Origin of the sequence: Paenibacillus yonginensis, from assembly GCF_001685395.1 — a bacterium.
Classification (GTDB): Bacteria; Bacillota; Bacilli; order Paenibacillales; family Paenibacillaceae; genus Fontibacillus; species Fontibacillus yonginensis.
The window spans coordinates 181,826-195,643 of record NZ_CP014167.1 but is presented as its reverse complement, the minus strand read 5'-3'; the positions used below and the strand labels follow the sequence as shown (position 1 = coordinate 195,643).

Below are 13,818 nucleotides of genomic sequence, written 5' to 3'. Positions count from 1 at the left end.
ACCCCTTTACAGAACCTCCGCAATTTTGCGGGGATATTCGGAATAAGCGCCCATATGCGGTCTGCCGACCGAGATATATTCCAGCCCGGTGCCTTCAATCTGCTCACGCCCGTAAACGTTTCGTCCGTCGATCAGCACCGGCTGCCTCATCATGGCGGCCAGCTTGTGCAGGTTGATCTCCTTGAATTCATGCCAGTCGGTCAGCAGGCAGACCGCATCGCAGCCGCCCGCCGCCTCTTCGGCAGAGCTGCACCAGTGCAGGCCCGGATGGTCGAACTGCTGCCGGAAATTGTCCAGCGCAATCGGATCATACAGCTTGACGACCGCCCCTTCGCGGATCAGCGTTTCGACGATCTCCAGCGCCGGGGCGTCCCGGATGTCATCAGTGTCCGGCTTGAAGGATACGCCCCAGATGCCGATGCGGGCGCCCTTCAGCGTTTCAAGCGATTCCTTCAGCTTGGCAATAACGTTGTAGCGCTGACCCGTATTGACTTCCACCACGGATTTCAGCAGCTTGAACTCGTAATCGACATTGCCGGCAATCTGGATCAGCGCTTTGGTATCCTTCGGGAAGCAGGAGCCCCCGTAGCCGATGCCTGCCCGCAGGAAAGCCGAGCCGATGCGCTGATCGCTGCCCATGCCTTTGGCCACCTCCGTCACATCCGCGCCGACCTTCTCGCAAATGTTGGCAATTTCATTGATAAAAGAGATTTTGGTTGCCAGAAAAGCGTTGGAAGCATATTTGATCATTTCCGCGCTGCGAATGTCGGTCACAAAAATGTTCTCCGTAAACGGCCTGTGCAGCGCTGTCAGCACGCCTTCGAGCCCGGGATTGTCAAGGCCGATCACGACGCGGTCCGGCTTCAGCGTATCTCGAATCGCCGTACCTTCGCGCAGAAATTCGGGAACGGAAGCTATCTCAAACGAAAACGAGGTGCGGGAAGCAATCACCTGCCGGATCTTCTCATTGGTGCCCACCGGAACCGTGCTTTTGGTCACGATGATTTTGTAGCCGTCCATGGCTTCCCCGATGTCGGCCGCCGCCCGCTCAATAAACTGCAGATTGGCTTCGCCGTTCGGCAGCGAAGGCGTGCCCACCGCCAGTATGATCAGCTCGGAGCGGCGCACGGCCTCCTGCAGGTCGGAGGTGAAGGATAAACGTCCTTCCCGGACATTCTCCTCCATCAGCTGTTCGATGCCGGGCTCATAAATCGGGGACTGGAGGCGGTTCAGCTTGTCGATCTTGTTTTGATCCATATCGACGCATACAACCTCGTTTCCTTTCGAAGCAAAACATACTCCCGACACAAGCCCTACATAACCGGTTCCAATGACTGCCAACTTCATGATCCGCTTCCTCCCTTTAGAAAATTTAAATAAGCCTGCTCCACATACTCCTTGAACTGCGCTTTAAAGGTATCTTCATCGAATTTCTTCGCGTGGCCCATAATCTGCTCGACATCCCAGGCATGCCTCTCGACCTCGGCAACTGCTCCAAGCAGATCGTCCACCCTCTGGTTGCGGAAGAATACCCCGTTTACGTAAGGCACGATCGTATCGAGCGCACCGCCGGCTTGGTAAGCGATAACCGGACGTCCTGCCGCGTTGGCTTCGAGCGGTGTTATGCCGAAATCCTCTTCTCCAGGAAAAATAAACGCCCGGCACTTCGACATCAGCTCATTGACCTGGGAGTCGTCCAGGCGGCCAAGAAATTTGATGTTGCCTTTGGCCATCTCTGTCAGCCGTTTCCGGTCCGGTCCATCGCCGACGATGTACAGCGGCAGGCCGCTTTGGTTGAAAGCCTCTACCGCCAGGTCGATCCGTTTGTAGGAGACAAGCCGCGATACGATCAGGTAATAGTCTTCGACCTCGGCCGCTCTTTGGAACCGGGAAGTATTGATCGGCGGAAAAATCACTTCGGCATCCCGCTGATAATAATTCTGGATCCGGCGCTGCACGACTGAAGAATTGGCTACAAACTGGTTCACATGCGAGGAGGTTCGCTGGTCCCAGGATTTGAGCTGTTTGATATACAGCTTGAGCAGCTTCTTCACCATGCCGGGTTGGCGTTCCCGTTCCATATAGGTGTCATAATCCCAGGCAAACCGCATCGGCGTATGACAGTAGCACAAGTGGAACGTGCCTTGGGGCACCTGAATGCTTTTGATGAAAGCACTGCTGGAGCTGAGGACGATGTCGTAGCCCCGGAAATCAAAATCGCGGATCGCCAGCGGATAGAGCGGCAGCATTTTTTTGAAATTCGTCTTGACCCCCGGTACATTCTGCAGCCAGGTCGTCCGGATATCCGCATCTTTCAGCGAGTCCGGCAGACGGCTGCTGTGAGAAACGGTAGTGAAGATCGGAGCCTCCGGGTACATGTCGTGGAGCACCTCCACCACCCGTTCCGCCCCGCCCATCTGTATCAGATAATCATGAGCAATTGCCACTTTCATCCCCATCATCCTTTAGCCCAAAGGTCGGTTAAACCGTGGAAAGAAGACCTTGGTAGTATTCAACGATGTCCTTGACCGTATTTTCGATCACAAAACGTTCCTTCACCCGCTGGATGCCTTTCTGCCCCATGCGCTCCCGTTCCTCAGGATGCTCCAGCATCCAGCGGATCGCCTCGGCGAGAATATCCGGTTTGCCTGGTTCAATCAGCATCCCGGTCTGGCCCGGAACAACAATTTCAACTGGACCGCCTTCGTTCGAGGCGATGACCGGCAGCCCTGCCGCCATCCCTTCCACGATCACCTGGCCGAAAGGCTCCGGTGTAATGGAGGTATGCACCAGCAGATCGGCCGAAGCCATCAACGACTGAACGTCATCCACATGCCCAAGCATGGAAACGTTCTTCAAGCCGCTTGCCTGCATCTGGTCCAGAAGCTGATCTTTATAAGCCTCTTCCCCGAACAGAGCATCCCCGGCCAGCCAGAAGTTGACCCGCGGATCTTCTTTGAACGATTTCGCCGCTTCCAGCAGCACATGTTGTCCTTTCCAGTGGGCCAGCCGGCCGACCAGCAGGACGTTAAAGGATTGTCCGGTACTGCGGGTCTGCTGTTGGTCGCTGATCGCTTTCGCAAAAGCCGAATAGACAACCAGCGTCTTCTTCGACTTCGGCAGCTCCAGCGCGTTCAAGGTAGAGTTGGAGTTGGCGATAACGCCATTCGGCAGGCTCCTTGACATAAACCGGATCGATTTGGCTACAATCGGCTTCAGGTAAGGCGGGCCGATGTGGTCCCTGATATGCCAAACCAGCGGAACACCGGCTTTCTTTGCAGCTATAGTGCCGTACAAAGCCGATTTGAGCGAGTTGGTATGGACGCAGGCCACCTTCTCCTCCCTGAGCAGCGGAGCCAGCTTTCTGCCATAGTTGAACAGCTTCAGCGCCGCTCCGGCAATTCCAGGACTTAAGGCATTTCGTCCTCTTGTCCTTACGCGTTCATCTAGCGGCACAACCCGGACGTCAATGCCTCGTTCGCGCAGCCTGTCGGCCAGCGTTCCCTCTTCAGCAAGGATAACGAGAGGCTCGACGTGGTCGCCTACATTCGTCAGGATGTTGAACAAGGCAACTTCACCGCCGCTCCATTTCGCCGTATGGTCAATGTAAGCCACTTTAATCATCCTGAAACGGCCTCCTTTCTCAGCGCTTCATAGAAGCGTTCCTGTACCTGATCCGCAACCCCTGCCCAGGTGTACTTCTCCAGCACATGGCTGCGGCACTGCTCACGGTCCGGCAGCAGACGGCGGTTACTCAGCATCCGGATCAGCCCGTCTGCGATATCGGCGCTGTCCGCGCTTTTAAACAAAAGCTCCGGCCGGAATGCGCTCAGAATTTCGCGGTTGCCGCCGATCGGCGTAGCCATGACCGGCAGGCCGGCAGCCAAAGCTTCAACCGTTATCAGTCCAAAGCCCTCCAAGGCCTGCGTCGGTACGACAAACATATCCGCAGCCTGGTAATAGGCCGGCAGCTCTTCGTCAGGAATATAACCGAGCAGGCGTACTTTGCTGGACAGGCCGTAGTCGGCGATTCGGCTCTCCAGCTCGGCCCGCAGCGGTCCGCGCCCCCCGATGAGGAGAATCGCGTTCGGAAATTTGGCCGAAACCCTTCTCCACGCATCCAGCAGCTGCAGCAGCCCCATCCGGTTCACCAGCCGACGCACGGTCAGGATCGTAGTTGCCCCTTCCGGCAAATTCAGCTGTCGTCGTACGGCAAGCCGGTTCTGGGCCGGCGTAAAGCGGTGAATATCCGCAGCTCCGGGAATGATGGAAATTTTGTGGAGCGGGACACCGTAATTGCGGTGCAGAATGTCCCGGAACGTCTCGCTGAGCACAATAAAATGGTCGGCCAGGCGGTATGCCTTGCGTTCAATCGTTTTGGCGATTGTGGTCTTGACCCGGTGCTGTAAACCCCGTCCTTCAATCTTCATCTCTTCGTTCCAGGGACCGTGAAAAGTCATGATGACGGGAATGCCCCGTTTCCTCGCTTCGAGCGCTGGACCTACCCCATAAGGGGCAAAATGAGAGTAAAACACATCGACAGGCCCTTGGTCCATTCTTTCAGCGGCAAGCCGCTGAAAGGCGTCTTTGCGTTTCCAGATCGTCATGCCCGGCTCGCCGGCCAGATGAATGTCCAGCCCCTCCCGGACATCCGGCTTCTCGGCGCTGTATATCAGAGCCTGGACGCGGTTGCGCTCCGCCAGCTGCTCGCAAATATTTTTGAAATAAGTATTTAATCCTCCCGGCTGAACCGTGGGCCAGCTCATGCCGGTCGTTATGATATTCAGGCCGTCCAGGCCCCCATTATTGTACGGCATAACTCGTCTCCCCTTTCTTCTCCGGGTCGGCTGCTTTTCTTGCGCTGGAAGGCTGATGCTGATCCAGCCTTTTGCGAGCGGAGGTCAGCTCGTAGTGTTTGAAGCAAGCCAGGAATTCGTACATCATCCAGAAGATCGCCACGGCGAACCCGGCTACCCCCTTACGGTACAGCCCGTGAAGGAAATATTTCTGCACAAACCGGGCCGGCGGGCGGAACAGCAGATTGGCGATCCGGAACGGCTTGCGTACGCGCAGCGCCGTCTGTGCCTCCAGATCCGTATATTTGTTGAAACGGTTCACATGGTCGTTAATGCTGCGGAAGCCGTAATGCCACAAAACGCCGTTCAGCTTTACGATCTTGGAGGTTTTCACATCAGGCATCTCATGAACAAGGGAATCCGAGATTTTGTAGGCTCTGCGGTTGTACAGGCGAACCAGATATTCGCCTTTGTCGAGCCAGCGTCCCAGGAAGTCTCCGATCCGGTAAACCGAATAAGCCGAGGTGGGGTCGGTCAATTCGGGTTTCAGCTTGAACAAAGCGGCGGCCAGCTTGGTGTCCACCACCTCATCCGTATCGATGACAAAAATCCAATCATAAGAAGCTTGATTCTCACCGAACTGCCGCTGTTTGGCATACCCGGGCCAAGCGTTCTCATACACGCGGCACCCCAGCGCTTCGGCGGTGGCTACTGTGCCGTCTTCACTCCCTCCATCCACAACGACAATTTCATCCGCAAATGAGCGGCATGAAGCAACAGCATCTGGGATGCGTTGTTCGTCATTCTGGGCGATGATGACGACGGATATCCGATTTTCCTTTGAACCAACGGTCTTAGGATGCATGGCGTGTTCCCCTCTCCTTTCTACATGTTCACTGATTTTTTGCGCAGTGTGGAATACATCGTCTTCCGCAGCCACTGAATATCTCCGCGTGTAACCCAAAGCGGCGGAATTTTGATCTTCAATGTATATTTGAAGTTAAGCAAAATGAAGATAAAGCGGATCAGCACCGAAGCCAGCATCGCATATCCGGCGCCGATCAGTCCGAAATGAGGCACCACGAGGAACAGCATAGGCACCACGAGCGCCAGTCCCAGCCCCTGAAGCAGCGTAACGACCTTCGGTTTGCCGAGCGCCATAAAGGCTTGGGCCAGCACCATGGTTCCTCCGCCAATTGCCGTCTGCAGCAGCAGAAGCCGGAACACGGAAAGCGCCGCCTTAAACTCGGCCCCATACAGCAGGGTCAATACATACGGCGCGATCAGCATCAGCGCGAGCGATGCCAGAAGGGTGGCCGCCATACTGATCCGGAAGGCGCGAAAGGTAATATCCACCGCCTCCTGTTTATCAAGGCCGCTCGCTTTAGGAAACAGCACCACGATAATGGAGTTGGAGAACACACTGACCATTTTGGCCAGACTGACAGCTACGGCATAAAGACCCAAATCCGACGGATTCAGCAGACCGGCTATCAGAATCTGGTCGATATACAAGGAGACCTGACCCATCAAGTCATTCCCGTAAGAACCTAACCCATAGGTGAACAGCCGTTTGAAATTGTCCAGGCTGACCTTGAGCTGTCTGCCATAAATGCGGAGCATCCGTACCGTCATAGCAATGTAGAACGGCACAGCCGGCAGCAGGTAAGCTATAGCCGACGTATGAGCATTCATCGTACCGGTGAGGATCAGAACCACCAGCATCAGCAGGGTGGTCAGCGGCACCAGATAACGAAGCCTGTTGTACTGCCTGTATTCGTCCCTGACCTGCAGAATGGCATTGTTGATCTGCGAGATGACGATCAAGGGACATAAAATCATGGACCACTGAGAGAACAGGACCACATCATGCTCAAAGGAATCGAGCCACATCGGAAGCACCAGAATGCCGACTGCCATCGCGATGCCGCCGAAACCTACGCCCATCAGCAGGGCTGTCGCATATAAACCGCCGGTCTGCTCCGACCTTCTCTTGGCGTTGTATACCAGCGCCGAAGGAATCCCGAAGGTCATGCAGAAGGCGAGGAATTGCGACCAGTTCACCATAGCCGTCTGCTCCCCGCGTCCCGTCGGTCCAAGGAACCGGGCGGTGAGGACGCCGGTCAGCATGTTGATCAGCAGAATAAAGATGCTGAAGAACATCGTCTTAAGCGCCTCTGAGCTGTGCGCTTTACTTCTGGCGAATCGGCCGAACGTGCTGAATACGTTCCTGCCGGGGAACGACTTCACGTTGGACTGCTCCATAGCTCTCCTCCTTTCGATCCGCTGCGGATGATCCGGCTCCAAGCCCGATGCCGATCAGCATCCAGATCAGATAGCCGCGCAGGCCCGGGAATCCGTTGTCCGAAAATAAACTCGCCACCGCCCCTGCCCACACGGCCAAAGCTAATCTGGCATACAGCTGCATCGTTCCCTTGCGCAGTACGGAGACAATCACCGAACGGCCGACAAGCCCCAGCGCTCCGAAGAAGCAAAGTCCGCCTGCAATCCCGAAAGTGAGCAGCAGGGCGAGAAACCCATTGTCCATAATGCCGTATTCCCCAAGCTCGCCATCATTCCCCAGCTTGGTTCCGGTTCCTACGCTGCCGATGCCCTGCCCGGCCGGGTTGTGAAGCACCGTTGGCAGCATCGTATTCAGCAGGTCCAGCCGCTCGTTATAGGAATGGTCTTCTTCAATGGAGCCCAGCGTTTGCATTCTGGCCGTCAAACCTTCCGCTCCAGGCAGCTTGGGCAGCGCCCAGGTCAGAACAAGCGCGACTACGGCAAGCTGGAGCAGCGTTCTCCATTTCCGCCTGGAAGGAGATGAAGCAATGTAGACCAGCAGCATCACGATAATCATGAGCCAGGAAGAACGGACCAGCGTCGTCAGCAGGCAGAAGGCGACCAGCAGTACGCCAATCCAGCCGAGGCTGCCTCTCCACCTTTTCTCCAGCACCATGGGCACCAGGGCACAAGCCAGGAATCCGGCGGCAGGACCCGGCGAATTGAGGGTAGAGAACACCCTGACCTCCAGAGGTTCCGGCAGGCCAATGGAGTTCATCTCCACATGGGTCATCCAGAACGCATCCCAAGGCGGGACAACCAGATACTGAACGATCCCGTACACGGACACCAGCACCGCAATGTTGGCATAACCGGACAGGATGTTGTCCGCCTCCGCCGAGCTGAACCGTCTGATCGCAAAAAACGGCAGCAGCAGCATGGGTATCGCATAATTGGCCAAGTCGTACACAAAGCTTGTTCCGTTCCTCGCAAGCCCGATTACACTTCCATAGAGAAGGGCGGCTCCGAAATAGAGCAGCACCTTCCTGCCGGACTTCTCCATGCGGTGAATGCCGCGGAGCACCGGGATCATCGTCATCGAGCTGGCCAGGAGCGGTGCCAGGCTAAGCACGGAGACAGAGGTGTATTCTCCGCCCAGCCAATCGGATATTCTGCGGATTTCCGGACCGATAGCCCAGACAAACAAGGTATAGGTCACTAAATATTTCGAACCGTTTAAAGCGAGCAGAAAGGCCGGAAACAGCAGCAGAAGCAGCAGTAGCCCCTGCTGGCTCAAAGCCGGACTCAGCTTAGCGCTGACCGAACCGATGGCAAAAGGCAGCAGCGTGCAGGCAGCCCAGGCGGCTACCGTCAGCCAGAAGGCCTGGTCCCGACTTCGCACATATCGAACCAAGGAATCCAACGGTTTCATAACGTCCTCCTGTCTCCGCCAGATCCGGCTTTCATCCGTCTGGCTTTCAGCTTCTCCCAGCCGATATAGCAAAGCAGCCCGATCAAAGCGCCGGTCGTATCCAGCAGCACATCCTCCGGATGAGGACCGCGGTCTTTGACGAAGAGCTGGTGGAATTCATCCAAAGAAGCATAACCTGCACTGGCGAAAACCGCGGCCGCCGCCGCCTTCGGCAGTCCCGGCTTAAGAAAGGTCCGAATGGCCCAAATCAGGCAGAAGCCCAAAATGGCATACTCCAGCAAATGAGCGCATTTACGGAGCAAAAATTCGGCTACTGCCGCCGAGCCTTCGGTTTTGCCATCCACCGTTTGCGACCCGTAATGGATGGTCAAGCCGGAGAGATGACGGCTGATGCTGCCGCTCCCCAGCCAGTCCGCAAGCGGCTTCTTAATGGTTTGCTGCTCGTAGGACTGGGACGAGAACAGGAAGATCAGCAGCATGACCGCTGCAGGCAGCCACAGCACGCGGGCCGGCTTACTCATGGTCATCCGCGGAATTCAGCATCTCCGCTCCCTCCCTTCTCCGTTTACCTTGTTTGAAATACTCTTTCATCAGCAGCGCCACAAACTGGGAATCGTCAATCAGATATCTTTTCCATAGCCGCCGCGGCTCCTGGGCAAGCCGCCAGAACCATTCAAAACCCGCTTTCTGCATGAAATTGGGAGCCCGCTTGACGGAGCCGGACAGAAAGTCGAAGGTGGCGCCTACGCCGATGGAGACCGGCGCCTGGTATTCCAGGTAATTCCGATAAATCCATTTCTCCTGCTTGGGCGCACCTACACCGACGAATACAATGTCCGGCCGGGTTTCGATCAGCATGCGGACGATATATTCGTTCTCCTCCGGATTTTTCTCAAAGCCATAGGAAGGCGAATAACAGCCAACCACGTTAATGCCTGGAAACTGCCGTTTCAGATTGCGGCTCGCCATTTCCGGGACTCCGCTGGCGGAACCCAGGAAGAACAAACGATATTTCCGTTTCTCAAAATCGCTCCCGAGCCGGTGGAACAGGTCCGAGCCTGATACTTTCTGCTTCAGCGGACTGCCCAACAGACGAGAGGCCCAAATAATCGGCATGCCGTCGGCCACGATGGCTCCTGCTTTCGAATAAACGTTTCTGAACTCTGAATCCTTGCGCAGCTTGATCAAGTGATCCACGTTGCAGGTCAGGATATAGGAATGTTTCCGGTTCTGGATCGAATCGTCGATGTAATCCAGCAGATCAGCGAAATCGTAGTTATTGAAATTGACATCAAACAGATTAACTTGGCTCATCGTATCACTTCTCTTTAAGAGGAATCGGTTGACCCGGGCCTGGAATAACGGTACAGACCGTTTAGGTACCAGCAGAACGGAATAATGAACTGCACGGTAGAAAGCGTGTTGTCAGAGAATGAATAAATCAGGAACGCCAGAATCAATCCGAGATAATACGGCTTGACGGCGGACGGAAGCACCTTGTAAATCTTCCAGAAGATGATGAAGAGGGACAGAAACAGCAGTACCGCCCCGGTATACCCGGTATCTACATAGAACCGGATATACTCGTTGTGCGGGACAACAAACCCTTCGAATAAGGTGCCGTCATTAGCTACCGTTACGGAGCCCAGCCCCCTGCCCGCCAGCGTATGGCCGTCCACCTGTTTCAGGAAATAGGCCCACGCTTCCGATCGCCCCGAGAGGTCTACGGCATCATCCGTCGATCTCTCGAAGGAGCGTTTCTTCATATTGTCCCACTGCAGCGCAGCGGCTGCGATAATCACGGCCATGCCGCCGAGCAGGGGAATGATCAGCTGGACTTTGCCTTTCAAATATTCCCGCGCCAAATCGTAGAAATAATAGAGCGCCAGGAAGACCAGCGCCAGAATCGGTCCCCGGGTGCCCGTCGCGATCAAAATCCCGAAATTGACTGCCATCACGGTATACAGAAATTTCGGGTTCGCTCCGCCCCGCTTCAGCTCTACAAAAGGAACCGCAGTGCCGAGAAACGACAGCATGGCAAGATGCGGCGGAATGTTGGCGCCCTGCAGCCGAACCGCTCCCGTGAATTCGACGTCCAGCAGCTCGTGCAGATGAAGCAGCTGCAGCACGGCGCCGACGCCGACGCTTACGATGGGAAGCAGGCAAATGATCTTCATCTGCCGCTCGGCTACTTCTTTCCTCCATTTAATAAGCAGGAATACAAACGGCAGTGAAAGTCCGATAAACGACTTAATCGCAATCGATGCCGTTAGCTGCGGCAGCCAAGTGGAGAAAAAGAAGGTAATGACCAGCAGCGCAAACAGCGCCAGTACCGGGTATATGAATTTCAGCGAAATGCCGTAAATCAAAATACAAGGCACCAGCAGCGCCAGAATCGCCAATTTGTACAGCGATAAAATTTCAATACCAAACAGCGAGCCGCTGTAAAGGTAATCAACGGACAAAGCCGTTGAAAGCAGGACCAGATAGCTGATGCGATGAGGATGCCGGATTGTAAACGCCAGCAGGAGAACCAGAACGGCAAGCGCTGCGCAGGCTCCGGGCTGATAAATGACGGCGCCGCCAAGCAGCAGGGCTGACAGGAGAACGATGACCCCCGCGCCTACCGGATACATACTTCGTCTTCCTGCCCACCATTCGTTGATCATCGTCCAACTCCCACCTTTACTCCGTCCCTGGTTCCCCTCCGCGGCTCAGCACGGTATGCAGGGTTCCGCGGATGCTCTCCATTCGGCATTGATTTAACAGTCTTGCGGTTTCATTCCGGGCAAACCACCTGCTCACGGATACGTACAGCACTTTGGCCGCCGTCTTGCCGAGCAGATAACAGGTGGAGCCGAACCCCTCCCGCTTCATCCCGTTTGATATGCCTTGAAAATAATAACGCCTCATGATCCATTCCTTGTTCAGCCGGCTGGAGGGAATAAAATGCTCCACCTCCATCTCCGGGTGGTAAATCGTTTTGCCGCCCGAGCGGCGGATCTGCTCAAAGATCCAGGTCTCTTCCCCGGACAGCAGCAGACTGCCCTTGCGCCCCAGCTCCAGCGGGAACATCCCTTCATCAAAAACTGTCCGGCGCATCGCCATATTCGCTCCATAAGGATGCATGGAGGAGGGATATTCCCTGACGGCATTTCCCAAATCCACAATCGTATAAGGGAGCTCAAACGGTCCCGACAGCCAGCCGGGGCGTTCGCTTTCGAACCGCGGATGGATTTTCCCGCCCATGGCGTTCACCTCGGGCCTCTGCTCAAAGGTGGTTAAAATAGCCTCGAGCCAGCCGGCCGAAGGAATGGCGTCGTCATCGAGAAAAGCAATCAGCTCCGCTTGCGCCGCTATAATTCCGGCATTGCGCGCCGCCGACAAGCCTTGAACTGGCTCAAACACATAGCGGCAGGGAGCCGGCAGCACGCCGCGATTCACGAACCGGCCTGCCACCTCGCGGGTATCGTCGGTAGAGCGGTTGTCCACCACGATAATTTCAGCCTGCTCCACCCCCCGGAGATCTTTCAGGGATTCCAGGGTTTGGCACAGCAGGGCAGCCCGGTTGTAAGTGCAGATGATAATCGAAAGCGCTGGTTGTTTATTCCTGTCAGGCATCCAATCCCTCCCTGCTGTCCGCCCATCCTTGCTGCCAGTCTTAATAGGCATCTTTAGAGTTAAGAATTCTCAAGCCGGTCAGCATGATGATTTTGAGGTCCAGCCGGATGCAGCGGTCCTTGATATATTTCAGATCCATCTGCACCATTTCATCAAAACCGACGCTGTTTCGCGCTCCGACCTGCCAGTAGCCCGTGCAGCCGGGAATGACCTTCAGCCGCTGCTTATGATATTCCGTATATTGAGCTACCTCGTCAGGCAGAGGAGGCCGCGGACCTACCAGGCTCATATTGCCAAGCAGCACGTTCCAGAGCTGGGGAAGCTCGTCGATGCTCGTCTTGCGGAGAAAACGTCCGGTGCGCGTAATGCGGGGATCATTTTTCATCTTGAACATGGCTCCGCTGACCTCGTTGTATTTCATAAGCTCTTTCTTCAGCTCTTCAGCGTTGGAGACCATGGATCTGAACTTATACATTTCGAAGGGGCGCTCGTTTTTGCCGATCCGTGTCTGTTTGAAAAAGACTTTGCCGCCCGGGTCCTCTACTTTGATGCAGATCGCTGCGATCAGAAATACCGGCGCAGTCAGCACCAGACCGATACAGGAAAGCACAATGTCCAGGAACCTTTTCAAAAAGTGATACATGGGTCCGGGATCTGACTTGGACTCTGTTTTGGATTCCTCGTATCGGGCATAAAATACATTTTGCGTGGGCATGGCATAGTCCATTTCTTCGGGAAGGTTAGGCTTAGGCATGCTCATCTATCGCAACTCCTCTCAACCGATCATGGTTGTTCTTTGTTCTATCCGCTCTAAATACTCCGCCATAGCATCCAATACCGGGTAACGCAAATCTTCGCTTTGCATCGCAAATTCCAATGTTGTCAGAATATAGCCCAGACGTTCGCCCACGTCGAAGCGGGTTCCCTCAAAGTCGTAAGCATAAACGCGTTCGCTTTGATTCAGCTTCTGAATCGCATCGGTCAGCTGAATTTCGCCGCCGACACCTTTTTCCTGCAGATCGAGATATTTAAAGATTTTTGGGGTAAATACATAACGTCCCATAATCGCCAGATTAGAAGGCGCCGTACCTGGGGAGGGCTTCTCAACGAAGTTGTTAACGCGATACAAGCGGTCCTGCTGGAAATCAGGCTCAATAATGCCGTAGCGGTGGGTCAAATCATCGGGAACCTGCTGGACGCCAATCACCGAATTTTGGGTTTCTTCATATTGATCAATCAGCTGGCGCAGACACGGTTTCTGGCCGGTCACAATGTCGTCCCCGAGCAGCACGCCAAACGGCTCGTCGCCGATGAAGCGGCGCGCGCACCAGACGGCATGACCAAGGCCTTTCGGTTCTTTCTGGCGGATATAGTGGATATCCACCTTTGCTGACCGCTGAACCTCTTTCAGCAGCTCCAGCTTGCCGTCCTCAAGCAGCCGGGATTCCAGCTCAAAGGCATTGTCGAAGTGATCTTCGATTGCCCGTTTGCCTTTGCCGGTTACGATGATGATATCTTCGATGCCGGATTCTATCGCTTCTTCGACGATATACTGAATCGTCGGTTTATTGATGATCGGGAGCATTTCCTTCGGCATTGCTTTCGTTGCCGGCAGGAAACGTGTGCCAAGACCTGCAGCGGGGATGATTGCCTTTTTAACTTTTTTCATCATGTACCCTCCCAATG

13 protein-coding genes are annotated in these 13,818 nt (G+C 55.1%); all 13 read right to left on the bottom strand.

Annotated elements, in window-relative coordinates; all coding sequences use genetic code 11:
- Positions 1-6: 6 nt before the first annotated feature.
- Genes AWM70_RS00835 through galU form a run of 13 tightly spaced genes read right to left on the bottom strand, consistent with a single transcriptional unit; the run spans position 7 to position 13,804 of the window.
- Positions 7-1,347, bottom strand: a complete 1,341-nt coding sequence (locus tag AWM70_RS00835; protein ID WP_068693501.1) for a UDP-glucose dehydrogenase family protein — start codon at positions 1,345-1,347, stop codon at positions 7-9.
- A complete protein-coding gene (locus AWM70_RS00830) occupies positions 1,344-2,453 on the bottom strand; it encodes a glycosyltransferase (RefSeq protein WP_068693500.1) in 1,110 nt (369 codons plus the stop codon). The genes AWM70_RS00835 and AWM70_RS00830 overlap by 4 nt, the downstream gene beginning before the upstream one ends.
- A 28-nt stretch (positions 2,454-2,481) precedes the next feature.
- Positions 2,482-3,624 (bottom strand): glycosyltransferase family 4 protein, encoded by a 1,143-nt coding sequence (locus AWM70_RS00825; protein ID WP_068693499.1) that lies wholly within the window; start codon positions 3,622-3,624, stop codon positions 2,482-2,484.
- Entirely contained in the window at positions 3,621-4,817 is a 1,197-nt protein-coding gene (locus AWM70_RS00820) for a glycosyltransferase family 4 protein (protein ID WP_068693498.1), read from the bottom strand. The genes AWM70_RS00825 and AWM70_RS00820 overlap by 4 nt, the downstream gene beginning before the upstream one ends.
- Entirely contained in the window at positions 4,804-5,661 is an 858-nt protein-coding gene (locus AWM70_RS00815) for a glycosyltransferase family 2 protein (RefSeq protein ID WP_068693497.1), read from the bottom strand. The genes AWM70_RS00820 and AWM70_RS00815 overlap by 14 nt, the downstream gene beginning before the upstream one ends.
- Positions 5,662-5,681: 20 nt before the next feature.
- Entirely contained in the window at positions 5,682-7,061 is a 1,380-nt protein-coding gene (locus AWM70_RS00810) for a lipopolysaccharide biosynthesis protein (protein ID WP_068693495.1), read from the bottom strand.
- Positions 6,988-8,511, bottom strand: coding sequence for an O-antigen ligase family protein (locus AWM70_RS22480; protein ID WP_083180074.1), 1,524 nt, complete (start codon positions 8,509-8,511; stop codon positions 6,988-6,990). Before AWM70_RS22480 ends, AWM70_RS00810 begins: the two co-directional genes overlap by 74 nt.
- Complete coding sequence (locus AWM70_RS00800; protein WP_068693490.1) at positions 8,508-9,032, bottom strand: VanZ family protein; 525 nt, start codon at positions 9,030-9,032, stop codon at positions 8,508-8,510. The genes AWM70_RS22480 and AWM70_RS00800 overlap by 4 nt, the downstream gene beginning before the upstream one ends.
- Complete coding sequence (locus AWM70_RS00795; RefSeq protein ID WP_068693488.1) at positions 9,025-9,825, bottom strand: WecB/TagA/CpsF family glycosyltransferase; 801 nt, start codon at positions 9,823-9,825, stop codon at positions 9,025-9,027. The genes AWM70_RS00800 and AWM70_RS00795 overlap by 8 nt, the downstream gene beginning before the upstream one ends.
- 14 nt (positions 9,826-9,839) lie before the next feature.
- Positions 9,840-11,180: an O-antigen ligase family protein gene (locus AWM70_RS00790; protein ID WP_068693486.1), complete on the bottom strand. Its 1,341-nt coding sequence runs from the start codon at positions 11,178-11,180 to the stop codon at positions 9,840-9,842.
- A gap of 16 nt (positions 11,181-11,196) precedes the next feature.
- A complete protein-coding gene (locus AWM70_RS00785; protein ID WP_068693484.1) occupies positions 11,197-12,132 on the bottom strand; it encodes a glycosyltransferase in 936 nt (311 codons plus the stop codon).
- Between the two features lie 40 nt (positions 12,133-12,172).
- On the bottom strand, positions 12,173-12,886 hold the full coding sequence (locus AWM70_RS00780; RefSeq protein ID WP_068700221.1) for a sugar transferase: 714 nt from the start codon (positions 12,884-12,886) through the stop codon (positions 12,173-12,175).
- A 21-nt stretch (positions 12,887-12,907) separates the two neighbouring features.
- A complete protein-coding gene (gene galU / locus AWM70_RS00775) occupies positions 12,908-13,804 on the bottom strand; it encodes a UTP--glucose-1-phosphate uridylyltransferase GalU (protein WP_083180072.1) in 897 nt (298 codons plus the stop codon).
- Positions 13,805-13,818 lie beyond the last annotated feature (14 nt).

Excerpts from the sequence above, each read along its gene's own strand:
- AWM70_RS00835 (WP_068693501.1), bottom strand. The coding sequence starts at position 1,347 with ATGAAGTTGGCAGTCATTGGAACCGGTTATGTAGGGCTTGTGTCGGGA.
- AWM70_RS00830 (WP_068693500.1), bottom strand. The coding sequence starts at position 2,453 with ATGAAAGTGGCAATTGCTCATGATTATCTGATACAGATGGGCGGGGCG.
- AWM70_RS00825 (WP_068693499.1), bottom strand. The coding sequence starts at position 3,624 with ATGATTAAAGTGGCTTACATTGACCATACGGCGAAATGGAGCGGCGGT.
- AWM70_RS00820 (WP_068693498.1), bottom strand. The coding sequence starts at position 4,817 with ATGCCGTACAATAATGGGGGCCTGGACGGCCTGAATATCATAACGACC.
- AWM70_RS00815 (WP_068693497.1), bottom strand. The coding sequence starts at position 5,661 with ATGCATCCTAAGACCGTTGGTTCAAAGGAAAATCGGATATCCGTCGTC.
- AWM70_RS00810 (WP_068693495.1), bottom strand. The coding sequence starts at position 7,061 with ATGGAGCAGTCCAACGTGAAGTCGTTCCCCGGCAGGAACGTATTCAGC.
- AWM70_RS22480 (WP_083180074.1), bottom strand. The coding sequence starts at position 8,511 with ATGAAACCGTTGGATTCCTTGGTTCGATATGTGCGAAGTCGGGACCAG.
- AWM70_RS00800 (WP_068693490.1), bottom strand. The coding sequence starts at position 9,032 with ATGAGTAAGCCGGCCCGCGTGCTGTGGCTGCCTGCAGCGGTCATGCTG.
- AWM70_RS00795 (WP_068693488.1), bottom strand. The coding sequence starts at position 9,825 with ATGAGCCAAGTTAATCTGTTTGATGTCAATTTCAATAACTACGATTTC.
- AWM70_RS00790 (WP_068693486.1), bottom strand. The coding sequence starts at position 11,180 with ATGATCAACGAATGGTGGGCAGGAAGACGAAGTATGTATCCGGTAGGC.
- AWM70_RS00785 (WP_068693484.1), bottom strand. The coding sequence starts at position 12,132 with ATGCCTGACAGGAATAAACAACCAGCGCTTTCGATTATCATCTGCACT.
- AWM70_RS00780 (WP_068700221.1), bottom strand. The coding sequence starts at position 12,886 with ATGCCTAAGCCTAACCTTCCCGAAGAAATGGACTATGCCATGCCCACG.
- galU (WP_083180072.1), bottom strand. The coding sequence starts at position 13,804 with ATGATGAAAAAAGTTAAAAAGGCAATCATCCCCGCTGCAGGTCTTGGC.